Below are 23,450 nucleotides of genomic sequence, written 5' to 3'. Positions count from 1 at the left end.
GTCAGCCTTCCTCCAGTCGGACGGTCACCGCCACTGCGCCGGGGCTGCCGGTGCGGGCGAGCCGGTAGGCGATTTCCACGCGCAGTTCGGTCGGTCGGTCGGGGACTTCGAGCACGTCGACGCGGTCGAGCAGGATGCGCCGCTCCCAGCGCTCGAGTGCCGCGCTGACCCAGTCGCGCAGCTGGCGGCGGGTGGCGAGGTTGTTGGGCTGGTGCAGCAGGCGGTCGACGCCGGCGCCGAACTCGGGCCGCATCAGCTGCTCGCCTGGCCGCGTGCTGAGGATGACGCGGATGGACTGGCGCACGCTGGCTTCGGCCGAGGGCCAGTCGAGCCGGCCGTCGGCGTCGGGCACGGCGAACAGCGGCCAGCCGACGAGCGGGCGCGGGAGCGGGCCGGTGCTCATCCGCCACCTCCACCGCCATCGCCGCCGCTCTTCTTCGGGAAGGGGATGCAGATCTTGAAGAACATCATCCAGCGCAGGAAGAGGTCGAACAGCGACAGGAAGATGTTGAGCACGATGAAGGCGCAGATCGTGATGATCGGGATGTTGAATCCGCAGATCCAGCCGATGTCCAGGCCCTGGCCGGCGGGCTTCTTGCCCTCGAGCATGTCGAGCGGGTCGCCCGAGAGCAGGTGCTGCATCGCGGCCGGCACGGTGAAGGCGACGTTGGGCTTGAGCTTCTTGAGCGTGGCCTTGTCGGTGGGGTCGGGCATCGCCACCTGGGTGGGCGGGGCGCCGCTGCCCTCGTACCAGGGCGCGATCACGAAGCGCGGGCTGTAGGCGCTCCACACCGTGCGTGCCGGGCAGGGGCCCTCGGGCTTCAGGCGCACGAAGGCGCGCAGCACGTACTGCGCGTCCTGCTCGTCGTAGCGTCCGGCCTGGCCGGCGAGCGCCTCGAAGCGGCGCAGCAGGCAGGCGTGCAGGGCCTGGGCGAGGCGCTGGGCGGTGTCCGCGTCGAGCGCCGGCCAGCCCAGCGGCATGGTCGGCGGATGCGCCGGGGTGTCGCCGTCGAGCAGGATGGCGGTGGCCTCGCGCAGGAAATCTCCGGCGGGCGTGGTGCCCTCGATCGGCTTGCCGGCGGCGTCGGCCAGCGGCAGGCCGATGCCGTCGAGCACCTGCAGCAGGGCCTCGGCCTCGGGCGCGTCCTCGAAGGCACCGAACTCGACCGCGAGCTGGCGCAGCAGCAGCAGCAGGCGCTGCATTGCGGCCTGGTCGGTGCCCGGGGTGCGCGCGAGGGTGGCGAGGCTTTCGGTGACGACCTGGCCCGGGCGCGGGAAGCTGTCGGGCAGGCCGCGCAGCGGGCCGACCAGGTGCGTGGTGAAGGCGCTCGAGCTGGCGCCGAAGCCTTCGTCGTCGAAGGCGGGGGCACCGCCCTCCGCGCGATCGCTGCTGGTGGTGGGCACCAGGCCGTAGAGCAGGGTGGCGCCGGCGGCGGCGCACACCTCGGGCGGGGCGATGAACATCGGCACCACCTCCTCGCTCAGCACGGCCTCCTCGCGGGCGCTGATCAGGGCCAGAACCTCGCGGTCGAGCGCGGGCTGGCGCGTGCCCGGGCGGCTCAGGCGGCGGCGGGCGTCGGGGTCGTGGCGCGGCGGCAGCGGCTCATCGCTGCTGTCGACTTGCACCCAGCCGCGCACGCCGTCGGCGGCGCGCATCCAGCCCTGGCGGATCTCGCGGCCCTTGTCGTTGCGCAGGCGGCGGATCACCAGCCCGGCCGACTCCACCTTCGCCGGGTCGATGCGCGGCAGCCCGGGCGTGTCGCAGCGCGCTTCCATGACGGCGAGGTGGAACTGGCGCTGGATGGGCTGGAACAGCTTGAGCACGGTCTGGCCCCGCGCCGCGCGGTGGAGGCCGTCGAGCGCGGCGGCGCGGTCCTCGCCGGCGGCGGCCTTCTCCCGTCCGCTGTCGGCCGCGGGGGCCTCGCGGCGCCCGCCGGGCAGCCCCATGCGGCCGCGGGCCGCGCGCAGCGAGTCGAGCAGGCCGCGACCCGCAGCACGCTTGCCGGGCGGGCGCGTGTCGGCGCCGGCGGCGAGCGTGGTGCTGCGCACCAGGTGGTCGCGCAGCGCGCTGCGGCTCGCCGGCTCGCGCAGCGCGGCCAGCACCGCTGGGATGAAGTCGTCGTCGCTGCGTTGCAGGATGGCAGGCGCGCCGCAGCCCTGGTCGGGCCAGGCGGCGACGTCGCGCGGCGGTCCGAGCAGGACCTCGTGGGGGTGCGTCACCATATGTTCCCCGCTCCCGGCGTGTAGCTGGTCGACACCACCGCCGTGGTCTGCAGCACCTCGCACTTGACGATGCCGGAAAACTTGGCCATCGCGGTGTTGACGTTGACCATGCCGGCGGTGATGTCCACCTGCGGTGCGTCGATCTTGAGCTTGGCCGCGGCGGTGAAGGCGATGCTGCTGGAATCCATCACCACGCGGTTGCCGTTGCTGTCTTCGACCGTGATCGTGCCGGGGCCGTCGCCGAGCGTGACCTTCTGCCCGGCGGGGGTCTCGAGCACGAGCTTTTCCTGGCCCTGCTGGTCGTCCAGGGTCACGACCACGCCGTTCTTCGAGCGGATGCGCTTGAAGCGGTTGCCCTCGCTGCCCAGGTCGGCGGGCGCCGCGGCGCTGCCGTTCCACAGCCCGCCCAGCACCAGCGGGTAGCGGGTGTCGCCCTGCACGAACACCACCAGCACTTCGTCGTCGACGTCGGGCATGAAGAAGGCGCCGCGCTGGTCGCCGGCGAAGGGGCAGACCACGCGCGCCCACAGCGGCGCGTCCTGCTGGTCGGCACCGTCGAGCGCGAACAGGCGCACCTGCACGCGGTTGAGCGACTCGGGGTCGTCGAGGCTGACCACGCGCGCCAGCGTGGCGGACTGCATCCACCCGGTTGCGGCGAGGAAGTGCGGGGCGCGGTCCATCAGCGGCCTCCCAGCCAGGCGCACTCACCGACGAACTCGGTGCGGTAGCCGGCCTGCATGTCGTAGCGGTGGCGGGCCTCGACGACGTAATAGGTGTTGTCGAAGCGCGGCGACAGGCCGCTGACGGCGACGTGGGTGCCGACGCGCAGCTGGGCGTTGCCCTCGGCGATGCCGTCCAGGCGCACGAAGCGGCGCGCGCGCTGGTCGAAGGCGGCGGCGGCGACCGCGCTCGCCTCTTCGTCGGTGGCGAGCGCGAGGTGGCCGAGGTGTTCGCTGCGTGCTTCGAGCGCGCGCGTCAGCCAGTCCGCGCCGCTGGTGCCGCTGCCCGGGCCGGCGTGGGCACAGCGCGTGGCCTCGCCGCTGACGGTGCTGCCGCTGACCGGGTTCCAGCCGCCGGCGGTGACGCGGCTGACCTGGTGGGCGAGGTCGGCGGTGACGCGGGCGCGGGCAAGCTGGCCGTGCAGTTCGAGCGTGAGTTCGCCACGGCGCACCTCGCCGCGCGGCGCGACCTGCAACTCCTCGCCGACGATCTGCAGGTCGGCGTCGAAGCGACCGAGCAGGCGGCGCAGGAAGGCGAGGTCGCTCTCGTTGAGCTGGGCCCAGGTCGCCACCGGCGCGTCGAGGCCCTGCACCGTCGGGCGCAGGCCGAGTTCGCCCGCCACCGCGCGCACCACGTCGGCCGGGCTCTGGTCGGTGAACACCTTGCTGCGCCGCGCCATACGCGCACGCCCGAGCGGGTCCTCGGCGAGCACGACGAGCTCGGGCGGCGAGCCCTGCACGAACTCGGCCTCGAGCGCGCTGACCACGCCGCGGAACAGCTCGCGCGCCTGGGCCTCGTCGCCTGCATAGACCTCGATCGCGGTGCCGAGCGCGAGCCGGCTGCCGTCCTCGAAGGCGGGCTCGGCGTTGCCGTCGCGGGTGCTCGCCCAGTTCGAGAAGCGCAGTTCGGCGGTGCTCATGCCGCCCTCGGTCTCCTCGATGCACATGCCGATCAGCAGCTCGGAGGCGCGTTCGTCGGCCTGGCCCGCCAGGCGCAGCGTGGGGCGCGCGCGATAGACGGCGGTCTGGCTGACGGAGGTCTCGGTGCTCATGGTGCCGCTCCTAGTCCGCCTGCCAGCGCAGGCGGCGTTCCTCGCGCAGGCGCAGTTCGCGGCGGATCTGCTCGGCGAGCGCGGTGCCCAGCGCCGGGCCGAGTCCGTCCCCGGCAGCACCGGAGCCGCGGCCCGTGTCACGCTCAGCCGGCTCGGGCTCGGGGCGGATCTGGGTGTGCATCTCTTCGATCATGATCGGCATGGTGGTGTCCTCCTCGCGTCAGCGGCCGCCGATGACGAAGTCGGCCTCGGCGCCGACCTCGGCCTTCAGCCCGCCGCTGCCCGCCGTGAGCCGGCCGCCGGCGGCGACGCTGGCACCGCCGGCGGCGCCGAAGTCCGCGCCGGCCGCGGTGGGCAGCAGCGCCGCGGTGTTCAGGCTGCGTGTGCTCTGGTTCGTCTCCATGCGCAGCCCGGAGAAGCCGGCGCTCGCACCGGCGCCGGCGCTGAGGCCCGCCCCCGCGCTCGCGCCCACGCTCAGGCCCGCGCCGAAGCCGGCGCTCGCGCCTGCGCCCACGGACAATCCCCCTCCGGCGGACAGGCCCAGGCCTGCACCCGCGCCCGCGCCCAGGCTCAAGCCGCCCCCGCCGCTGGCGAAGGCAGCGGGGGGCAACAGGTTCGCGCCTGCGCCCGCAGACAGGCCGGCCGAAGCGGACAAGCCTGCCCCCGCCGAGGCCGAGAAACCCGCGCCCGCCGAGGCCCCGATCCCCGCCGAGAAGCCGACGCTCGCAGACGCGCCCGCCGCAAAACCGACGCCGACCGAGGCGCCCACCGCCAGGTTCGCGCCGGCACCGAAGCGCAGGCTGTCCGCGCCGTTCGCGGCGGCGATGGCGCGCGCGGCACGTGGATCGCCGGCGGCATTGGCCACGCCCTGCGCCCCGCCCGGACCGGCGGCATCGTCCGATCCCGGCGCCACCACCGGCTCGGCCGGCAGATCGGTGTCGACCGAGGCCGGGTTGGCGGTGCCGCTGTCGAACACCACGTCCTGGCTCGACAGCGTGAGGTTGATCGAGGCGCGCAGCGGGATGCCGCCGGCGGCGAAGAAATCGATCGTCTCCTTGTACTGCTCGACCATGCCGGTGAAGGCATAGGCGCCCCAGCTGAAGCGCACCGTGGGCGGCACGTTCTTGTCGCCGCCGGCCGCGACCGGCTGCAGCAGCTTGGCCATCTTGTTGGTGGTGACGCGCACGTCCTCGCCGCTGTCGGTGGTGTCGAACACCAGGTCCATCGTCAGCTTGGCCGTGGTCTGGCTGACGTACTGCTTCTTCTTGGCGCCCTTGCCTTCTTCCTTGAGGGTGTTGGCGACGGTGTACTGCAGGCTGGCCGGGTTGAAATGCACCGGAACGGTGAGCTTCTCCCCGGTCAGCGTCTCGAAGCTGGCGGGTTCGTCGATGAGTTCGGCGGGCAGCTGCGGCATGGCCGGGTCCTCAGCTCACCAGCACCAGGCCCTCGTGGGCCAGGTGCAGTTCCTCGATGCCGACCTCGGTGCCCTTGGCGTTGAGGTCGGCGGCCTTGAACTTGACCGGCAGCGCACGGCGCAGCGCCCAGCGCAGCACCGGCTCGTCGCGGCCGTTGCGCATCTCGATCTCCACCTCCATGCGGTAGGCATAGGCGCCGCCGGCGACCTTGGCGAACCAGTCCCACAGCGCCTGGTGGCCGTTGCGGCCGCGCGTCATGCCGCGCTTGAGCACGACGGTGGCGAAGCTGACCGGGCCGGCGCGCTGCACCGCGCCGTAGTTGGCGCCGCCCACCTTGATCACCTTGGGCTCCATGGTCGCCTCCAGGCCGGTGCATTCGGCGAAGGCGCCCTCGCACAGCGGCACCTCGGCGCCGGTCGCGCCCTTGATCGGCTGCTTGCGGAAGCTGACATGGAAGCGGAACACGCCGAGCGGTGCGGCATCGAGCCGTTCCTGGCTGCTGCTGTCGAGGGGCTCGGCCATCACGCCACCTCCAGCGCGGGCGCGGTGGCCGACGCGCTGCCGCCACCCAGTTCGAGGACCACGGTGATGCGCTCGATGGCGGCCAGCGGCAGCAGACTGACCTCGACACGCAGGCGGCCGTTGTCGAGATCGTTCTGGCTCATCGTCGTGAGGTCGCAGCGCACGCTGAAGGCCTCGGCGGGGTCCTTGCCCCCCAGGCCGCCCTCGCGCCAGAAGGCGGTCAGCGTGTGCTCCAGGCTGCGCGCGACGCTGTGCCACAGCGTCGGGCCGCTGGCCTCGAACAAGGCATTGCTGCCCACCGTGCGCGCGGCGCGCAGCACGGCGCCGAGCAGGCGGGTGACGCCGCCGGCGCGCCAGGCCTCGTCGGTGGCGGTGCTGACGTCGGACTGCAGGGCCCAGCCGCCAGGCTGGGGCGCGATCACGCACACGCGGCGGGCGAGCGCATCGCTCGGGCTGGGGGCGATGGCGCTCCACGGCAGCACCGGCTCGCTGCCCGACACCATCGGCAGCGGGGTGCCGGCGATCGAGCGGAAGGTGCCGCGGGCGAGCGCGTTGTGGGCGATGAGGCCGGCGAGCAGGCCCTCGGGCGGCTCGAGCTCGCCGGGCAGGTCATGCGCCTGCGCGGTCCGGAGCCAGGGCCAGGCGAGCTGGATGAAGGCGCTCGCGGTGCCGGTGCCGGTGGTGTCGGGCGCGGCCAGCACGCCGGTCTGCTCGAGGTGGGCGAGGTAGTCGGTGCGCGCGCGGGCGTCTGCCTGGCTGCCGGGCTGGTGCAGATCGCGCGTCGGCAGCGGCAGGCTGGCGACGAGCAGCTTCTCGCGATGATGGCGGGCGAGCTGCAGCCGCGCCTGGCCGAGGGCGTCGCGCCAGGCGGCGAGGCCGGCCGCATCGCAGCGCGGCGGGGCGAGATCGCGCAGGCCGATATCCTGCTCGACCGCGGGTGCGACGTTGTCACTGCAGGCGACGAAGACCTCGGGTGAGGCGGGCGGCTCGATCGCGACCGCCAGCGCCTCGGGCGGCGCGGCGCAGAGGTCGGGCAGGTCGGGCAGGCACACCAGACTGACCTCGGGCAGGCCGTGCAGATGGCCCAGGCCGCGCCAGGATGCGGGGTCCATCGCGCTCGCCTGCGGGGCGAGCAGGGCCGCGAGGCGTTCTTCGCGGCGGGCGGCACGCTCGGCGGCCGGCTCCAGCCAGGGCCAGGGGTCGCCGCAGCGCACGATCAGCGCGCGTCGGCCGCCGCTGGCGAAGAAGCGCCGCACCGCCGCGCCGAGCGCGCTGGCGCAGCGCTGGCGGCCGCCGCCGAGCGGGCGCTCGTCCCAGGCGTAGAGGGCGTCGAAGGCAGTCCACCCATCGACCGCCACCGGCAGCTGCAGCAGGCCGTCGATCTCCGCCGCGGGTCGCGCCCAGGGGCCGTCGGTCCAGCGCGCGCGCGCCAGCGCCGTGCGCACCGCCGCCGGCAGCGCGCCGGGGCGGCGGCCGACGAAGCCGACGAAGCAGGCGATGTCGACCCGGTTGGGGTCGGCCTGCAGCGCCGGGGGCGCGATCTCGAAGGCGAGGCCTCTCATGATGGCGGTGCTCGGTCGGGATGCCTGTCAGGATGCCGGGGGCGGTGGCCGGTCAGGCCTGGATCTCGAAGCCTTCGGCCGAGAGCACGATCTCTTCCATCGCCACGTCGCCGCCGCCCTTGCCGGCCAGCGTGGGGCCGGTGTACTTCATCGGGATGCAGCCGCGCAGCAGCCAGGTGCGCACCGGGTTGCGGGCCTCGTCCATCAGCGTGATGGCGATCGTCTTCTGCGCCGCCGGGCCGTCGGTGCGGGTCTGCTCGATCCAGGCCCACAGGCTGTCGAAGTTGACGATGCCGCGCTTGCAGGTGACGTCGCTGACCTTGTGGATGCCTGCGACCTTGCGCACGTGGTTTTCCTTGTCGTTGCCGGCGCGGTATTCGGCCACCGTGACCTCGGTACCGATGCCCGACACGTCGGAGAAGCCGCCGAACTCCTCGCCGCCGTCGAAGTTGACGATGAAGTTGAAGGCGCCATAGGGCGTGATGCGTTCAGCCATGATTCAGTCCTCCTCGATCAGGCACGGGCATCGGCGGTCTTCTGGCCGATGCGGAAGATGACGAATTCGGCCGGCTTGATCACCGCCACGCCGATCAGGCACACCAGGCGACCATTGTCGAGGTCGTTCTGGGTCATGGTGCTGCGGTCGCAGCGCACGAAGAAGGCTTCCTCGGTCTTGGTGCCGAGCAGCGCGCCGTTGCGCCACTCGTTGTAGAGGAAGTCGGAGATCGTCTGCCGCACGTTGGCCCACAGGCGCTCGCCGTTGGGCTCGAACACCGCCCACTGCGTGCCGCGGTCGATCGAGGATTCGAGGTAGTTGAAGTAGCGCCGCACGTTGACGTACTTCCACTCGGGGTCTGACGAGGCCAGGCGCGCGCCCCACACACGAAAACCCCGCCCGGACAGGTAGCGCAGGCAGTTCACCCCGATCGGGTTGAGCATCTCCTGCTGGGCGAAGTTGATGTCGAGCTCGAAGCGCAGCGCGCCGCGCACGACCTCGTTGGCCGGCGCCTTCCACACCCCGCGCTCGACGTCGTTGCGGGCATAGATGCCGCACACGAAGCCCGAGGGCGGCAACGCGAGTTCGCGCGGGATGTCCTCGCGCCCCGGGCGGGCGAGCGGGTTGGAGACCACCACCCAGGGGTAGTACACCGCGGCGTAGCGCGAGTCGATCAGGCCGCGCAGCGTGCGTGCCTGGCCGGGCAGCTGGTCGGGCGGCAGGTCGAGCACCGCGATGCGGTAGGCGCGGCGGGATTCGGCATGCGAGATCAGCAGGTTGTTGATGGCCTGGGCGTCGGCGTAGGCCGAGGCGCCGGGGGCGGCGACGATGGAGATGTCCTCCAGGCCCGCGAGCTCGCCCAGCGCCAGCGCGTAGTCGGCCGCGGCCGGCGCGGCGCCGTCGCTGCCGTCCTCGAGGCTGAAGCTGGCCTCGAGCTCGCCGGCGGCGTTGGCCGCGGCGCCGGCGAACAGGGCGTTGCGCAGGTCGAGCGCGCTGACGCTGGCGCCGATGCTGATCGCGAACAGGTTCTGCAGGTGATCCGCGCGCCGTCCTGGCGTGGCCGACATGACGTGGCCGACCCAGGCCGGGTGGCTGCGGTCGAAGCCCAGCCCCTCGTAGCTCAGGTCCTCGCCGTCGGCGTCGATGGCGATCACCAGCAGGGTGGCCAGGCGCGGAGTATCCGCGGCGAGCGTGGCCTCGTCCTCGGCCGCATCGCCGGGGCTGGCCGCCGGGTGCCAGGTGGCGCCCACCTTGAGGTGCCAGGCGGTGGCCGCGCCGGCGCCGGTGGCGAGCAGGCTGCCGGCCGGGGCGTTGGTCATCGCGGTGAGCGCGACCGGGGCGAGCACCTCGCGCACGATGATGCGGCCATTGCCGACGGCACCGGGGAAGCGCGCCTGGAAGGCGACTGCCTGTGCCGCGGGGGTGCCGTCCGCGGTGACGTTGCCCGCCGCGGTGCCGGCCCCGCCGCCGACCACGCGCGAGACGTAGAGCCGCGAGCCGCCCTCGTTGAAGAAGGCGCGCACGCCGTGGGCGAGGTAGTTGGTGGCGGGGCTGAAGTCGAAGTCGGCGATGCCGCCGTAGATGCGCTCGAAGTCGCCGAAGCTGGTGAGCAGCTCGGGCACTTCCTGGGCGTCGGTGTCCACGCGGTAGGGGCCCTTGCGCGTCGGGCCGACGAAGGCCGTGGTGCTGGTGCCCACGCCCTCGATGGACTTGGCGCGGAAGCTGGTTTCCTCGACATAGACGCCGGGAGCAAGGTACTCGGGCATGGCTGGTCTCCTTTTATCGAGCGTGCCGGGCGGTATTCACGCCCAGATAAGCGGACTCCGATCTCATGGCAGGTCGAGGCCCAGGGTGAGCTTGAGGGTGGCGCGCGCGCGCAGTTGCACGGCGGCCTGCGCCGAGGGCAGGGTCGCGCGGCGGGTTTCGAGATCGGCCGGGTCCACGCAGGGCCGCTGCGCAGGCGGGCGGCCGTCGCGCACGACGGCGATCGGGGTGCGGCTGCCGAGATCGGGGTCGTGGCAGACCTCGAGCACGGCATCGACATGGGTGGCGACCACCGCGTCGGCATCCGCCGACCAGGTGGTTACCGGTACGCCGGCCACTGCCACCAGGGCTTCGCCGCGCCAGTCGCTGAGGCCGCGCGCCAGCACCCGGCCGCCGGCGACGACGCGCAGCAGCGCCCCACCGAGCGCGTCGCCACTGGGCTGGGCGCCGACGCTGACGCGCAGCGCGCACCAGTTGGTGCCCAGCGCCGCGCTCGGCGCCGGGTAGAGCGGGATGTCGATCGCGTCGAACAGCGAATCGGGCGCGTCGCCGTCGGGGTTGCGCGGCAGGCCCAGCGCGGCCAGCCGTGGCAGGTAGCGCCCGCTCGGGTCGTCGATGCGGACCTGCAGGGTTTCGCTGCCGAGTGCCGGGGTGGCCGGCGGCTGCAGGAATTCGGTGGCGTGGGCGGCGAGCCGCGTCCATTCGTGCACCACATGGAAGCCGCTGCGGTTGCGCACGATGCGCGCGCCCTCGCCGGTGATGCGCAGCGGGGCCTCGATGGTGGCGCCGGTGGTGGCGTCGATCGGGCGCAGCGCGGCCAGCACCCGCCACTCGAAGCGTTCGAGTTCAAACAGTTCGGGGGCGTGGGGGGCCGGCCTGCTCACGAGGCCTCCCTGCCATAGGCAAAGCGCGCGGCAACCACGCGGCGGTAGCTGGCATCGTCGGTGTCGGGGTCGATCCGCACCAGGCGCGCCACCCAGGACACCGACAGGCGGTAGGCCGGGGCGAGGGCGTCCCAGATGCGCATCAGGTCTTCGGTGGGCAGCTCGGAGGGCACGATCTGGATGACTTCCTCGCCGTCCCAGCCGGCGTCCGGGGTCAGCGAGGAGGCATCGAGCACCGGGTACTGGTGCAGCTGGCGCAGCGCCCAGGTCATCGACACCTGCTCCTCCTCGGCGCTCATGCCCCAGGCGCTCATCAGGTAGTGCAGGTCGAGGGCGAGCGGGCCGGCGCCCGAGTCGCCCTCGCGCATGCGCGGGCTCTGGCGGCGGTGCTCATTGACCGCGATGCGGTACAGGAACAGCGTGATGCGGTTGCCTTCCTCGATGTCGCCGGCGAGCTGTCCGGCGCTCACCAGCTCGAAATCGCAGGCCGGCAGCGCGCGCTCCGCCCCGGGGCCGGGGTAGGTGTTGCGCAGGAAGGTCACGATCGAGCTTCCTACCGAATGCACGCCGAAAACGTTTGCCATCGTTCGCCTTGCGCCTGTCTGTGCCAACCGGGGTGTGCCTGCTGCGTCCGTCGATCAGTGCGTCTGTTGCGTCCTCACTCAGTGCGCCCGGTCCGGGGGCGGTCGCGGTGCGGCGCCATACACGCTGCGCCCGTCGGGGGTGTGGGTGACGCGCACGGTCCGGAATGCGATCAGGCGCTGCAGCGCCGTCCGGACGTCCTCCGCCGTCGCTTCCAGCCCCCGACTGCGCAACCACCAGCGCGCGATGCCTTCCTCGCTGTCGACTGCCTCGGGGTGACACGCGAGGTAGGCCTCAATGGCCTCCATTAGCTCCCCGAGCTGTCGATCCTGCATGGTGGCAGTCTCCCGATCCGGATTTCGCGGGTTGCCACGCGAAATGCGTGCCAAGAGGCAGGTGAGCAAATAAAATGCAAGTAAAACAATGGTTTGTTTGTTTTCTTCTGTGTCCCGTGGGATCTGTGCCGGGATTGAGGTGGGTCGCGCACGACCCATCCGGCCGTGGCCTCGATACGGTCATCCGCCCGGCCGAAGGGGGCATCGGGCCGATCGGCGGGCAACTTCACGGTGGGTCGGTCTCGACCCGGGGCGGTCGTCGTGCGCATGAGGCACCAGGCTGGTGCGCGCATGGGCAGCCTTGGTGCGCCCGCCTCGCGCGGAGGTGGCAAAATCGCGGCGAATGCACTGCGATGACGCCCCTGACGTGTGTTGCATGATTCTTGCTGGGAGCTTGCGCTGCCATTTCTGCTCCTTGCGAGGCCCTCGTGTCCATCCACGTCAAGCTGAACCACGTCACCCACTACCGCTATGACCGCCCGGTGAACCTGTCGCCGCAGGTCGTGCGCCTGCGCCCGGCACCGCACTGCCGTACGCCGATCCTCGCCTATTCGCTCAAGGTCGAGCCTGCCGGCCACTTCATCAACTGGCAGCAGGACCCGCAGTCCAATTACCTGGCGCGGCTGGTGTTTCCGGACAAGACGACCGAGCTGCGCATCGAGGTCGACCTGGTGGCCGAGATGTCGGTCATCAACCCCTTCGACTTCTTCCTCGAGCCGGAGGCGGAGAAGATCCCCTTCGCCTACGAGGACGGGCTGCGCGTCGAGCTCGCGCCCTATCTGGTGAAGGCGCCCGCTCCGGCGCTGGGGGCCAGGTTCCTCGACTACCTCGAGTCCATCCCGCGCGAACCCAAGGCCAGCGTCGATTTCCTGGTCGGACTCAACCAGCGCCTGCAGCAGGACATCCGCTACCTGGTCCGCCTGGAACCGGGCGTGCAGACCCCGGAGGAGACGCTGACGCTGGCGAGCGGCTCGTGCCGCGACTCGGCCTGGCTGCTGGTGCAGCTGCTGCGCCACCTCGGGCTGGCGGCGCGCTTCGTGTCGGGCTACCTGATCCAGCTCACCCCTGACGTGAAGTCGCTCGACGGGCCGTCCGGCACCGAGGTGGACTTCACCGACCTGCACGCCTGGTGCGAGGTCTATCTGCCCGGCGCGGGCTGGGTCGGCCTCGACCCGACCTCGGGCCTGTTCGCCGGCGAGGGCCACATCCCGGTGGCGTGCACGCCCGAGCCCTCGTCGGCGGCGCCGATCACCGGTTTTTCCGACGAGTGCGAGTGCGAATTCGAGCACCACATGAAGGTCGAGCGGGTATGGGAGGCGCCGCGCGTCACCAAGCCCTACAGCGACGAGCAATGGGCGGCGATCGAGGCCCTGGGCCACCGCATCGACGGCGACCTGACGGCGCACGACGTCCGCCTCACCCAGGGGGGCGAGCCGACCTTCGTGTCGCTCGACGACCGCGACGGGGCGGCCTGGAACAGCGATGCGCTCGACCCCCAGGATCGCGACACGAGCAAGCCGAGCAAGCGCACGCTGGCCGAGAACCTGATGTTCCGCCTCAAGGACCACTATGCGCCGCAAGGCCTGCTGCACTTCGGCCAGGGCAAGTGGTACCCCGGCGAGCAGCTGCCGCGCTGGTCGCTGAACTGCTACTGGCGGCGCGACGGCGAACCGATCTGGCGCAATCCGGACCTGTTCGCGCGCGAACTGTCCGCCACGGCGGTGGACGAGGCGATGGCGGCGCGCTTCCTCGCCCGCGTCGGCGAGCGCCTGGGCGTGGATACGCAGTGGATGATGCCCGCCTTCGAGGACGCCTGGTATTACCTGTGGCGCGAGCGCCGGCTGCCGACCAACGTCGATCCGCACGATTCGCGCGTCGACGATCCGCTCGAGCGCGCGCGCCTGGCCAAGATCTTCGATCAGGGCCTCAAGCAGGTCATCGGCCATGTGCTGCCGATCGTGCGCCAGCATGTCGGCGGCGCCGGCAATGGCTCGCGCTGGCAGAGCGGGCCGTGGTTCCTGCGCGCAGAACGCCTCTACCTGATTCCCGGCGACTCGCCGGTGGGCTATCGCCTGCCGCTCGACTCCCAGCCCTGGGCGGCCAAGGGCGACTATCCGTGGATCCACGCCGCCGACCCCAACCAGGCCTTCCCGGTGCTGCCTGCACACGCCGAGCTGCGTCAGCAGCTGCGCCCCGCGGGTGCCGCCGGCAGTGCCACCATCGGCGCCGACAGCGGGCTGGGCTTCACCGCCCATGGCGGCGGCTGGACCCCCGGCCGCGCCGAGCATGCCGGCTTCCATGGCGCGCAGGGCGAGGCCGCGGTGCCGCTGCCCGGTGCCGCCGAGGCGGCGCTGGCGACGCGTGACGAGCGCATCGACCCCGCGCGCGCGCCGCGGCGGCACGAGTCCGCCGCCTGGATCACCCGCAGCGCGATGTGCGCCGAGCCGCGCGGCGGCCTGCTCTACCTCTTCATGCCGCCGACGGTGGCGCTGGAGGACTACCTCGAGATCGTCACCGCGATCGAGGACACCGCTTCCGAGTTCGATCTGCCGGTGGTGCTCGAGGGCTACGAGCCGCCGTCCGATCCGCGCCTGGCGAGCTTCCGCATCACCCCCGACCCGGGCGTGATCGAGGTCAACGTCCACCCCGCGGCGAGCTGGGACGAGCTCGTCGAGCGCACCAGCACGCTCTACGAGGAAGCGCACCAGTCGCGCCTGTCGACCGAGAAGTTCATGCTCGACGGCCGCCACACCGGCACCGGCGGTGGCAACCATTTCGTGCTCGGCGGCGCCACGCCGGCCGATTCGCCCTTCCTGCGCCGGCCCGACCTGCTGCGCAGCCTGGTGAGCTACTGGCACAACCACCCCAGCCTGTCCTACCTGTTCTCGGGGCTCTTCATCGGCCCCACCTCGCAGGCGCCGCGGGTGGACGAGGCGCGCCACGACTCGGTGCACGAGCTGGAGGTCGCCTTCCAGCAGATGCCGGCGCCCGGTGCCCAGGTTCCGCCCTGGCTCATCGACCGCCTGCTGCGCAACCTGCTGATCGACGCCACCGGTAACACCCACCGCGCCGAGTTCTGCATCGACAAGCTCTACAGCCCCGACACCGCCACGGGCCGGCTCGGCCTGCTCGAGCTGCGCGCCTTCGAGATGCCGCCGCACGCGCGCATGAGCCTCGCCCAGCAGCTGCTGCTGCGCGCGCTGATCGCGCGCTTCTGGCAGCAGCCCTACGCCCCCGGCCGCCTGCGGCGCTGGGGCACCGAGCTGCACGACCGCTTCCTGCTGCCGCACTGGGTGGCGGAAGATTTCCGCGACGTCGTCACCGAGCTGCGTGCGTTCGGCTACCCGATCGAGTTCGACTGGTTCGCACCGCACTTCGAGTTCCGCTTCCCGAAGTACGGCGCGTTCGCCGCGCGTGGCGTCGAGGTCGAGCTGCGCATGGCGCTCGAGCCCTGGCACGTGATGGGCGAGGAGGGCGCGCCCGGTGGTACCGTGCGCTATGTCGATTCCTCGGTGGAGCGCCTGCAGGTGAAGGTTTCCGGTCTCAACGACGACCGCCATGTGCTCGCCTGCAACGGCCGCGCCGTGCCGCTGCAGCCCACCGGCACGGTCGGCGAGTTCGTCGCCGGCGTGCGCTACCGCGCCTGGCAGCCGCCGTCCTGCCTGCATCCGACCATCGGCGTGCATGCGCCGCTGGTGTTCGACCTCGTCGATGGCTGGATGCAGCGCTCGATGGGCGGCTGCGTGTATCACGTGGCGCATCCGGGCGGGCGCAACTACGAGACCTATCCGGTGAATCCCTACGAGGCCGAAGGCCGCCGCCTGGCGCGCTTCACCACCACCGGCCACACGCCCGGCCCGATCGCCCCGCCACCGGCTGCGCGCAACGCCGACTTCCCCTTCACCCTCGATCTGCGCCGCCAGGGCTGACACGCCATGCAGGTCCAGCCGCACAGCCCGCCCGAACTGCTCGCCGGCTACGCCGCGCGGCCCGACCGCTACGACGAGCTGTGCCAGCGCATCGGCAGCGTGGTGGTGGTGCGGCCGCACTGGCGCGAGTTCCACCGCGCCCTCGAGGCCATGCCGCGCGCCGAGCTGGCGGCGCGCCGCGCCGCGCTGCGCCGCCAGGTGCACGAGAACGGCATCACCTACAACGTCTATGCCGACCCGCGCGGCTTCGAGCGGCCGTGGGAGCTCGACCTGCTGCCCTACATCCTGCCCGCCGCGGAGTGGGCGCAGATCGAGGCGGCGGTGATCCAGCGCGCCACGCTCTTCGACCGCATCCTCGCCGACCTCTACGGTGAGCAGACCCTGCTCGACCAGGGCCTGATCCCGCCCGCGCTGATCTACGGCCACAGCGGCTTCCTGCGTCCGCTGGTGGGGACGAAGCCGGCCGGCGGGCGCTTCCTGCACCTTTACGCCGTGGACCTCGCGCGTTCGCCCGACGGGCGCTGGTGGGTGGTGGCCGACCGTACCCAGGCGCCCTCGGGCGCCGGCTACGCGCTGGAGAACCGCAGCGTGGTCGCGCGCGTGCTGCCCGAGCTCTACCGTGCCGCCGGCGTCGAGCCGCTGGTGCCCTTCTTCGAGGGCTTCCGCGACAGTCTCGCCGAGCTCGCCCCCGCCGACGCTGCAGCCGCCGGCGAGGACCCGCTGATCGTGGTGATGACGCCCGGCCCCTACAACGAGACCTACTTCGAGCACGCCTTCCTCGCCCGCGAGCTGGGCTTCCCGCTCGTCGAGGGCCAGGACCTCACCGTGCGCGACGACAAGGTCTGGCTGCGCACCCTCGACGGTCTGCGCCGGGTGCATGTGATCCTGCGTCGGGTGGACGACCTCTGGTGCGACCCGCTCGAGCTGCGCGACGACTCGGCGCTCGGTGTCGCCGGCCTGGTGGCGGCGGTGCGCGCCGGCACGGTGACGGTGGCCAATGCGCTCGGCAGCGGCATCCTCGAGACCGGCGCGCTGCTCGGCTACCTGCCCCGGCTGTGCGAGCAGCTGCTCGGCAGCAAGCTGCGCATGCCCTCGGTGGCGACCTGGTGGTGTGGCGAGCCCGCAGCCTGCGCCTACGCGCTCAAGCACCTGCGCGAGCTGGTGGTGAAGCCCGCCTACCCGACCCTCAATGCCGGGCCGGTGTTCTGCCGCGACCTGCCGGCGGCCGAGCTCGAGGCGCTGGCGGCGCGGATCGCGGCGCGTCCCTTCGACTTCGTCGCGCAGGAGATGGTGAACATCTCGCAGGCGCCGGTGCTGGCGATGGACGGCGAGGCCCCCGGCGAACGCGTGGCGGACGACCGTCGCGCGCGCGCGCTGGTGGCGCGCAACATCGGCCTGCGCGTGTTCGCCGCGGCCAGCCCCGAGGGCTTTCGCGTGCTGCGCGGCGGGCTCACCCGGGTGGCGTCCGAGTCCGACATGCGCATCGTGTCGATGCAGCACGGCGGCGCCAGCAAGGACGCCTGGGTGCTCGCCTCGCCCGCGCGCCCGCGCCCGGCGCCGCGCATCGTCCCCGGACAGATCGCCCCGCCCGCGCACGGCGCGCGCGACCTCAGCCTGTCGAGCCGGGTGGCGGAGAACTTCTTCTGGCTCGGCCGCTACAGCGAGCGCGCCGACGCCGCCGCGCGCCTCGGCCGTGAGACGCTGATCCGCCTGAGCGCGCCGGTCGACGCGGGCGTGCGCGCGGGGGGCGGGGCGCGCGAGGGTTCCGCCGAGGACGGCGGAGACGACGAGCTCGCCACCGTGCTGATCGCACTGTGCCGGCAACGCGGCATGATTCCCGCTGCGCCCGGCGAGGCTGCCGCGACGACCGCGGAGCCCCGGCAGGAGGCCGCCGCCTCAGTTGCTGCCGGGCACGAGGGAGCGCGTGCGCGGCCGGCGGCGAACGTCGAGCGCGTCCCCGCCTCCGCGCAGCGGGCGACGCCGACCGCGGTGCTCGCGCAGGCGCTGTTCGACCCCGCGCTCGCGGGCAGCGTGGTCGCCAACCTGCGCCAGGTGCTGCGCCTGGCGGCGCTGCTGCGCGACCGCCTGTCGCCGGACAGCTGGCGGATCTACAACCGGCTGTCGGAGTTCGCCGCCGCGCCCGCGGCAGCGCCCGGGCCGGGCGACGCGCTGCAGCGCCTGGACGAGTCGCTGCTGTCCCTGGTCACGCTGTCGGGCTTCGTCATCGAGAGCATGCCGCGCGACGCCGGCTGGCGCTTCCTGTCGATCGGGCGGCGCATCGAGCGCCTTCAGTTCCTCGCCGCCGCGCTGTCGGCGCTGCTGCTCGCACCCTGCGCGGGCGGGCTCAAGGCCCTGCTCGGGGTCGCCGATGCCGAGCTGCGCTATCGCAGCCGCCACGCGCGCGGGCTGGCGCCGCAGCCGGTGGCGGAGCTGGTGATGCTCGACGGCGACAACCCGCGCGCGCTGCGCTACCAGCTCGACTCGCTCGCCGAGCACGTCGCCCTGCTGCCAGACGGCGCGGCGCTGGCCGAGCCCTTGCGCGCGCGGCTGGCGGCCCTCGATGCGCTGTCGCTGTGCGACTGCTTCGTGCGCGAACTCGCGCACGGACGCTCCGCCGCCGGCGCCAGCCACGCCACGGCCTGCGAGCCCTTGCGCCAGGTACTGGCGGACATCTGGGCGAGCGGCAACCAGCTCGCCGATGCGCTCGCGCAGCGCTACTTCACCCACCTCGACGCCCGCAGCCGGGCGACGGTGTCGCTGTAGGGCGGCGGCGATGGCACGCTACGACATCCTCCACGACACCACCTACCGCTACGACAGCGCGGTGATGCTGTCGCAGCAGATCGCCCACCTGCGTCCGCGCGAGCGCGCCGGCCAGCACACCTGCTGGCACCGGCTCGAGATCGACCCGGCGCCGGCCGACCGCAGCGAACGCAGCGATTTCTTCGGCAACCCGGTGACCGCCTTCGCGCTGCACGCCCCGCACACGCGGCTTGCGGTGCGCGCGTGCAGCCGCATCCGCGTCGACGCGGCGGCCTGGCCCGAGCCGGCGTCGAGCCCGCCCTGGGAGGCAGCGCGCGACCGCCTGCGCGACGGCCTCTCCGGCCACGCGCCGCTGCAGGCCGACGCGCGTGACGCCGGGCAGTACCGCTTTGCCTCGCCCTTCGTGCCGCTCGGCGACGAGGCGGCGGGCTACGCCGACTACGCACTGCAATGCTTCACCCCCGGGCGGCCGGTGCTCGAGGCCCTGCTGGCGCTGTCGGCCCGGATCCACGCCGACTTCCGCTTCGACCCGACGGCGACCAGCGTCGCCACCCCGGTGGCCGAGGTCTTCGCCGCACGGCATGGGGTGTGCCAGGACTTCTCCCACCTGATGATCGCCTGCCTGCGCGCGCTTGGCCTCGCGGCACGCTACGTCTCCGGCTACCTGCTCACCGAGCCGCCGCCCGGCCAGCCGCGGCTGATCGGCGCCGACGCATCGCACGCCTGGGTGTCGCTGTGGTGCCCCGGCGTGGGTTGGGTCGACGTCGATCCGACCAACGACCTGCAGCCCGGCACCGGCCACATCACCCTGGCCTGGGGGCGGGACTATGGCGACGTGTGTCCGTTGCGCGGCGTGATCCTCGGCGGTGGTGGCCATGCGGCCGAGGTCGCCGTCACCGTCATGCCGGTGGAGGCGGGCGAGACCGAGGACGAGCGCGCACCAGATTGATGCGTGGCATTCCATCGTGGTGCGCACCAAGGCGGTGCACGGCGCGACGACCCTTCGCGGCGCACGGTTTTGCGTGTCCCGCAGGCTTGGCACGCTTTCTGCTGGAGCCTGGTGGACGGGAGTCCAACCATGAGCGCAGACCACAACATGACCGCCGCAAAGCCCTACGACGAAATGCATGCCGCCGACGGCACGGTGCGTGCGCACTACCAGCCCTATGCCGACTGGCTCGCGCACACCCCGCGCGAGAACATCGCGCGCAAGCGCAAGGAGGCCGACCTCGCGTTCCACCGCGTCGGCATCACCTTCAACGTCTATGGCGCGGACGGCGGCAAGGAACGCCTGATCCCCTTCGACCTGCTGCCGCGCATCATCCCGGGCGATGAATGGCGCGCGCTCGAGACCGGCTTGCGCCAGCGCGTGCGCGCGCTCAACGCCTTCCTCGCCGACATCTACCACGGGCAGGAGATCCTGCGCGCGGGCCGCATCCCCGCCGACCAGGTCCTCGACAACGCCCAGTTCCGCGCCGAGATGCGCGGCGTCGAGGTGCCCGGCGGGCTGTACGCGATGATCGCCGGCATCGATCTGGTGCGCGCGGCGGGCGCAGACGGCAAGGGCGAGTACTACGTGCTCGAGGACAACCTGCGCGTGCCCTCGGGGGTGAGCTACCTGCTCGAGAACCGCAAGATGATGATGCGGCTCTTCCCCGACCTGTTCTCGCGCTACGACGTGCAGCCGGTCGAGCACTACCCCGACCTGCTGCTCGAAACCCTGCGCGCGGTGGCGCCGGCCGGCGTGCTCGATCCCACCGCCGTGCTGCTGACGCCGGGCGCCTTCAACAGCGCCTACTTCGAGCACAGCTTCCTCGCCCAGCAGATGGGGGTGGAGCTGGTCGAGGGCCAGGATCTCTTCGTCAAGGACGACACGGTGTACATGCGCACCACCCAAGGGCCGAAGCGGGTCGATGTGATCTACCGCCGGCTGGACGACGACTTCCTCGACCCCGAGGTCTTCCGCCCCGACTCGATGCTCGGCGTGCCCGGCCTGATGTCCGCCTACCGCGCCGGCCGGGTGACGCTGGCCAACGCGGTCGGTACCGGCGTGGCCGACGACAAGTCGATCTATCCCTACGTGCCGGAGATGGTGCGCTTCTACCTCGGCGAGGAGCCCATCCTCAACAACGTGCCCACCTACATGCTGCGCGAGCCCGACGACCTCGCCTACACGCTCGCCCACCTGCCCGAGCTGGTGGTCAAGGAGGTCCATGGCGCCGGCGGTTACGGCATGCTGGTGGGGCCGGCGGCGACGAAGGCCGAGATCGAGGAGTTCCGCCAGCGCATCCTCGCCGCGCCCGAGAAGTACATCGCCCAGCCCACCCTGTCGCTGTCGACCTGCCCGACCTTCGTCGATGCCGGCATCGCGCCGCGCCACATCGACCTGCGCCCCTTCGTGCTCTCCGGCGGCAAGGAGATCCGCATGGTGCCGGGCGGGCTCACCCGGGTCGCGCTCAAGGCCGGCTCGCTGGTGGTCAACTCCTCGCAGGGCGGGGGCACCAAGGACACCTGGGTGGTGGCTTGAGCCGCCCGCATACGCAGAATTCCGCAAGGAGAATCCCATGCTGAGCCGTACCGCCGATCACCTGTACTGGATGGCCCGCTACACCGAGCGCGCGGAGAACACCGTGCGCATGCTCGACGTCTCCTATCGCATGTCGCTGCTGCCCGGCACCAACGGCGGCGACACCGAGGGCTGGTCCGCGATCCTCGACATCAGCGAGCTGTCGGACGCCTTCGCGCGCACCGGCCGTCCGCTCACCGCGCGCGACGTGATCGAGTTCGTCGTCCTCGACCGCGACAATCCGTCGAGCGTGTGGAACTGCCTGCGCGCGGCGCGCGAGAATGCGCACTCGGTGCGCGGCACGCTGACCTCGGAGATGTGGGAGACCACCAACGCGACCTGGCTCGAGATCCGCGAGATGACGCCGCAGAAGCTGCAGGGCATGGATCTGGGCGAGTTCTTCGAGTGGGTGAAGTTCCGCTCCCACCTGCTGCGCGGCGTCACCTTCGGCACCATGCTGCACGACGAAGCCTTCAAGTTCGTGCGCCTGGGCACCTTCCTCGAGCGCGCCGACAACACCGCGCGCCTGCTCGACGTGAAGTACCACAGCCTGCTGCCCAAGGCCGAGGGCCTCACCAGCTCGACCGACTTCTACCAGTGGGGCGCGCTGCTGCGCTCGGTGTCGGCCTTCGAGACCTATCGCCACGTCTATCGCGACGTGATCACGCCGTACAAGGTCGCCGAGCTGCTGATCCTCAACCACGCGATGCCGCGCTCGCTGCATGCCTGCCTGGACGAGATCAACGACATCCTCGGCGACATCGCCAACCTGCACTCGGCCGAGGCCGCGCGCCAGGCCGGCGAACTGCACGCCACGCTGCACTACGGGCGCATGGACGACATCTTCGACGCCGGCCTGCACCCCTGGCTGGAGCGTTTTCTGGTTCGCATCAACCGCCTGGGCGACAGCATCGGCGATAATTTCCTGGTCCCGGTCGCTGCCTGAGCGCCGCCGCGCAGCGCCGGAGCACTCAACTCGACGGACTGAATCCATGACCTATTGCGTCGCCATGTGCCTCGACGAGGGGCTCGTCTGCCTGTCCGACTCGCGCACCAACGCGGGCGTCGACCACATCAACACCTTCCGCAAGATGACCGTGTTCGAGCGCGCGGGCGATCGCGTGCTGGTGCTGATGAGCGCCGGCAATCTCGCCATCACGCAGGCCGTGATCAGCCTGCTGCGCGAGCATGCCGCGGTGCAGGACCGCGACAGCCTGTGGAATGCTCCGACGCTGTTCGAATGCGCCCGCCTGGTCGGCGAGACCATCCGCAACGTGCACCGGCAGGACGCCGAGGCCCTCAAGCAGTTCGGCGTCGATTTCAACGCCAGCTTCATCCTCGCCGGCCAGATCGGCGACGAGCCGCCGCGCCTGTTCAACATCTACGCGGCGGGGAACTTCATCGAGGCGTCGGTCGATACGCCTTACTTCCAGATTGGCGAGTCGAAGTACGGCAAGCCGATCGTGGATCGCATCGTTACCTGCAAGACCTCGCTCGACGAGGCCGCCAAGTGCGCGCTGATCTCGATGGACTCGACGATCCGCTCGAACCTGTCGGTCGGGCTGCCGCTCGACCTGCTGATCTATCGCCGCGACGAGTTGCGCGTCGCCCGCCACGTCAGCGTGGATTGGGACAATCCGTACTTCGACATGATCCACAAGGAATGGGGCGCCAGCCTGCGTCGGGTCTTCAACACCTTGCCCAATCCGGACTGGGGCCTGTGGCCGGCGGAGGGGCAGGCCGTGCCGCGCATGGAGGTGGTCGCCAAGCCCGCGGGTCGCGAGGGCGCTTGAGGCTGCGATGCGCCGCCGGCCGCGATCCGCGCATTCCGGCGCGCGCGGTTGGAGCCGGCAGGCCGCCGGCTGCCTAGCGGCGACCGAGCCGTTCGAGCGTGCGCGCCTCCTCGGCGGAGAGGGCGCGTCCGGGCAGGGGGATGAGGCCCGGGACGCGCTGGCGGTAGCGCGCGTAGGCCTCGCCGTGGCAGGCGAGCAGCTTGCGTTCTTCGAGCAGGGAACCGAACCACAGGTAGAGGCTGATGCAGAGCGTGCTCACCAGGCGTGCCTCGTCCATGTCGCGGGTCCACAGGATCACCAGGCCGAGGCTGTACCAGGGGTGGCGCACGTAGCGATGCAGCGGCGACAGGCGCAGCCCGCCGGGGTCTTCGGCGCCACGATGCCCGGCGCGCCACTGGGCGCTGCCGCTGAACGCCGCCATGTCGTAGTAGCGGGTAGACCACAGGAAGCCGCCGGCCGCGGCGAGCGCGAGACCGTATGCCACCCACGCCCACGGCCCCTGCCAGGACCACAGCAGCGGTCCGCCCCACGCCAGGGTGAGCCACAGCGGGGGCAGCAGCAGGATGACCGCGAGCAGGTTGTAGGCGAGCCGGTAGGAGGGCGCGAGCGCCGGCCAGCGCGCCAGCAGCCGGCGCTTGAAACCGAGCGCGGCGAGCAGGGAATGCAGTCCCGCGTAGGTCAGCCAGCACAGCACCAGGGCAAGGATCTGGAAGGAGGAGAGCTTCATCGACGAGTATCCATGCGATACGTGGATGGAAAACAACGTTCCTGGCTGAAGGGTCTTGCATCTGTCTATGTTGCAGTGCAACATAGAGCCGTCCCAACACACCGTCTCAGCGCTGCGG

Annotated in this window: 20 protein-coding genes; 6 read left to right on the top strand and 14 right to left on the bottom strand. The window is 71.9% G+C overall.

Going from position 1 to position 23,450, the window contains the following annotated elements; translation table 11 throughout:
- Position 1: 1 nt before the first annotated feature.
- The 13 genes from AAG895_RS18185 to AAG895_RS18125 all read right to left on the bottom strand — a co-directional run bounded on the left by AAG895_RS18185 (position 2) and on the right by AAG895_RS18125 (position 11,554).
- Positions 2 to 403 carry a GPW/gp25 family protein gene (locus AAG895_RS18185; protein ID WP_345793378.1) on the bottom strand — a complete coding sequence of 134 codons (402 nt, stop codon included), beginning with the start codon at positions 401 to 403 and terminating at the stop codon, positions 2 to 4.
- Entirely contained in the window at positions 400 to 2,223 is a 1,824-nt protein-coding gene (locus tag AAG895_RS18180) for a hypothetical protein (protein ID WP_345793377.1), read from the bottom strand. The genes AAG895_RS18185 and AAG895_RS18180 overlap by 4 nt, the downstream gene beginning before the upstream one ends.
- Positions 2,217 to 2,903, bottom strand: a complete 687-nt coding sequence (locus tag AAG895_RS18175) for a phage baseplate assembly protein V (RefSeq protein WP_345793376.1) — start codon at positions 2,901 to 2,903, stop codon at positions 2,217 to 2,219. Before AAG895_RS18175 ends, AAG895_RS18180 begins: the two co-directional genes overlap by 7 nt.
- Entirely contained in the window at positions 2,903 to 3,994 is a 1,092-nt protein-coding gene (locus tag AAG895_RS18170) for a contractile injection system protein, VgrG/Pvc8 family (RefSeq protein WP_345793375.1), read from the bottom strand. The genes AAG895_RS18175 and AAG895_RS18170 overlap by 1 nt, the downstream gene beginning before the upstream one ends.
- 10 nt (positions 3,995 to 4,004) lie before the next feature.
- The gene (locus AAG895_RS18165; protein WP_345793374.1) at positions 4,005 to 4,196 is read right to left on the bottom strand and encodes a hypothetical protein; all 192 of its coding nucleotides are present in this window, start codon (positions 4,194 to 4,196) and stop codon (positions 4,005 to 4,007) included.
- An 18-nt stretch (positions 4,197 to 4,214) separates the two neighbouring features.
- Positions 4,215 to 5,408, bottom strand: a complete 1,194-nt coding sequence (locus tag AAG895_RS18160; RefSeq protein ID WP_345793373.1) for a hypothetical protein — start codon at positions 5,406 to 5,408, stop codon at positions 4,215 to 4,217.
- Positions 5,409 to 5,418: 10 nt separating this feature from the next.
- Positions 5,419 to 5,931, bottom strand: a complete 513-nt coding sequence (locus AAG895_RS18155; protein WP_345793372.1) for a phage tail protein — start codon at positions 5,929 to 5,931, stop codon at positions 5,419 to 5,421.
- The gene (locus AAG895_RS18150) at positions 5,931 to 7,493 is read right to left on the bottom strand and encodes a hypothetical protein (RefSeq protein ID WP_345793371.1); all 1,563 of its coding nucleotides are present in this window, start codon (positions 7,491 to 7,493) and stop codon (positions 5,931 to 5,933) included. The genes AAG895_RS18155 and AAG895_RS18150 overlap by 1 nt, the downstream gene beginning before the upstream one ends.
- A 52-nt stretch (positions 7,494 to 7,545) precedes the next feature.
- A complete protein-coding gene (locus tag AAG895_RS18145; protein ID WP_345793370.1) occupies positions 7,546 to 7,989 on the bottom strand; it encodes a phage tail protein in 444 nt (147 codons plus the stop codon).
- A gap of 17 nt (positions 7,990 to 8,006) precedes the next feature.
- Positions 8,007 to 9,755, bottom strand: coding sequence for a phage tail sheath subtilisin-like domain-containing protein (locus tag AAG895_RS18140; RefSeq protein ID WP_345793369.1), 1,749 nt, complete (start codon positions 9,753 to 9,755; stop codon positions 8,007 to 8,009).
- 63 nt (positions 9,756 to 9,818) lie between these two features.
- Entirely contained in the window at positions 9,819 to 10,637 is an 819-nt protein-coding gene (locus tag AAG895_RS18135) for a hypothetical protein (protein WP_345793368.1), read from the bottom strand.
- Positions 10,634 to 11,221 carry a DUF4255 domain-containing protein gene (locus AAG895_RS18130; protein WP_345793367.1) on the bottom strand — a complete coding sequence of 196 codons (588 nt, stop codon included), beginning with the start codon at positions 11,219 to 11,221 and terminating at the stop codon, positions 10,634 to 10,636. The genes AAG895_RS18135 and AAG895_RS18130 overlap by 4 nt, the downstream gene beginning before the upstream one ends.
- 78 nt (positions 11,222 to 11,299) lie before the next feature.
- Positions 11,300 to 11,554 (bottom strand): hypothetical protein, encoded by a 255-nt coding sequence (locus AAG895_RS18125; RefSeq protein ID WP_345793366.1) that lies wholly within the window; start codon positions 11,552 to 11,554, stop codon positions 11,300 to 11,302.
- A gap of 428 nt (positions 11,555 to 11,982) precedes the next feature.
- Between AAG895_RS18125 and AAG895_RS18120 the strand changes: the two genes are divergently transcribed.
- From AAG895_RS18120 to AAG895_RS18095, 6 genes are all read left to right on the top strand, one after another.
- The gene (locus AAG895_RS18120) at positions 11,983 to 15,483 is read left to right on the top strand and encodes a transglutaminase family protein (RefSeq protein ID WP_345793365.1); all 3,501 of its coding nucleotides are present in this window, start codon (positions 11,983 to 11,985) and stop codon (positions 15,481 to 15,483) included.
- Positions 15,484 to 15,489: 6 nt separating this feature from the next.
- Entirely contained in the window at positions 15,490 to 18,246 is a 2,757-nt protein-coding gene (locus AAG895_RS18115) for a circularly permuted type 2 ATP-grasp protein (protein ID WP_345793364.1), read from the top strand.
- Between the two features lie 10 nt (positions 18,247 to 18,256).
- Positions 18,257 to 19,195 (top strand): transglutaminase family protein, encoded by a 939-nt coding sequence (locus AAG895_RS18110; RefSeq protein ID WP_345793363.1) that lies wholly within the window; start codon positions 18,257 to 18,259, stop codon positions 19,193 to 19,195.
- Positions 19,196 to 19,342: 147 nt separating this feature from the next.
- Complete coding sequence (locus tag AAG895_RS18105) at positions 19,343 to 20,773, top strand: circularly permuted type 2 ATP-grasp protein (RefSeq protein WP_345795334.1); 1,431 nt, start codon at positions 19,343 to 19,345, stop codon at positions 20,771 to 20,773.
- Between the two features lie 37 nt (positions 20,774 to 20,810).
- A complete protein-coding gene (locus AAG895_RS18100) occupies positions 20,811 to 21,758 on the top strand; it encodes an alpha-E domain-containing protein (protein WP_345793362.1) in 948 nt (315 codons plus the stop codon).
- 46 nt (positions 21,759 to 21,804) lie between these two features.
- Positions 21,805 to 22,605, top strand: a complete 801-nt coding sequence (locus AAG895_RS18095) for a proteasome-type protease (protein WP_345793361.1) — start codon at positions 21,805 to 21,807, stop codon at positions 22,603 to 22,605.
- 73 nt (positions 22,606 to 22,678) lie between these two features.
- Here the strand turns inward: AAG895_RS18095 and AAG895_RS18090 are convergent, their stop codons facing one another.
- A complete protein-coding gene (locus AAG895_RS18090) occupies positions 22,679 to 23,332 on the bottom strand; it encodes a hypothetical protein (protein WP_345793360.1) in 654 nt (217 codons plus the stop codon).
- Between the last annotated feature and the right edge of the window lie 118 nt (positions 23,333 to 23,450).

This window comes from Thauera sp. JM12B12 (assembly GCF_039614725.1).
Taxonomy (GTDB): domain Bacteria; phylum Pseudomonadota; class Gammaproteobacteria; order Burkholderiales; family Rhodocyclaceae; genus Thauera.
This window is presented reverse-complemented; position numbering and strand designations above follow the sequence as displayed.

Coding starts and splice junctions, on each gene's coding strand:
- AAG895_RS18185 (WP_345793378.1), bottom strand. CDS start 403: ATGAGCACCGGCCCGCTCCCGCGCCCGCTCGTCGGCTGGCCGCTGTTC.
- AAG895_RS18180 (WP_345793377.1), bottom strand. CDS start 2,223: ATGGTGACGCACCCCCACGAGGTCCTGCTCGGACCGCCGCGCGACGTC.
- AAG895_RS18175 (WP_345793376.1), bottom strand. CDS start 2,903: ATGGACCGCGCCCCGCACTTCCTCGCCGCAACCGGGTGGATGCAGTCC.
- AAG895_RS18170 (WP_345793375.1), bottom strand. CDS start 3,994: ATGAGCACCGAGACCTCCGTCAGCCAGACCGCCGTCTATCGCGCGCGC.
- AAG895_RS18165 (WP_345793374.1), bottom strand. CDS start 4,196: ATGCCGATCATGATCGAAGAGATGCACACCCAGATCCGCCCCGAGCCC.
- AAG895_RS18160 (WP_345793373.1), bottom strand. CDS start 5,408: ATGCCGCAGCTGCCCGCCGAACTCATCGACGAACCCGCCAGCTTCGAG.
- AAG895_RS18155 (WP_345793372.1), bottom strand. CDS start 5,931: ATGGCCGAGCCCCTCGACAGCAGCAGCCAGGAACGGCTCGATGCCGCA.
- AAG895_RS18150 (WP_345793371.1), bottom strand. CDS start 7,493: ATGAGAGGCCTCGCCTTCGAGATCGCGCCCCCGGCGCTGCAGGCCGAC.
- AAG895_RS18145 (WP_345793370.1), bottom strand. CDS start 7,989: ATGGCTGAACGCATCACGCCCTATGGCGCCTTCAACTTCATCGTCAAC.
- AAG895_RS18140 (WP_345793369.1), bottom strand. CDS start 9,755: ATGCCCGAGTACCTTGCTCCCGGCGTCTATGTCGAGGAAACCAGCTTC.
- AAG895_RS18130 (WP_345793367.1), bottom strand. CDS start 11,221: ATGGCAAACGTTTTCGGCGTGCATTCGGTAGGAAGCTCGATCGTGACC.
- AAG895_RS18125 (WP_345793366.1), bottom strand. CDS start 11,554: ATGCAGGATCGACAGCTCGGGGAGCTAATGGAGGCCATTGAGGCCTAC.
- AAG895_RS18115 (WP_345793364.1), top strand. CDS start 15,490: ATGCAGGTCCAGCCGCACAGCCCGCCCGAACTGCTCGCCGGCTACGCC.
- AAG895_RS18110 (WP_345793363.1), top strand. CDS start 18,257: ATGGCACGCTACGACATCCTCCACGACACCACCTACCGCTACGACAGC.
- AAG895_RS18105 (WP_345795334.1), top strand. CDS start 19,343: ATGACCGCCGCAAAGCCCTACGACGAAATGCATGCCGCCGACGGCACG.
- AAG895_RS18100 (WP_345793362.1), top strand. CDS start 20,811: ATGCTGAGCCGTACCGCCGATCACCTGTACTGGATGGCCCGCTACACC.
- AAG895_RS18095 (WP_345793361.1), top strand. CDS start 21,805: ATGACCTATTGCGTCGCCATGTGCCTCGACGAGGGGCTCGTCTGCCTG.
- AAG895_RS18090 (WP_345793360.1), bottom strand. CDS start 23,332: ATGAAGCTCTCCTCCTTCCAGATCCTTGCCCTGGTGCTGTGCTGGCTG.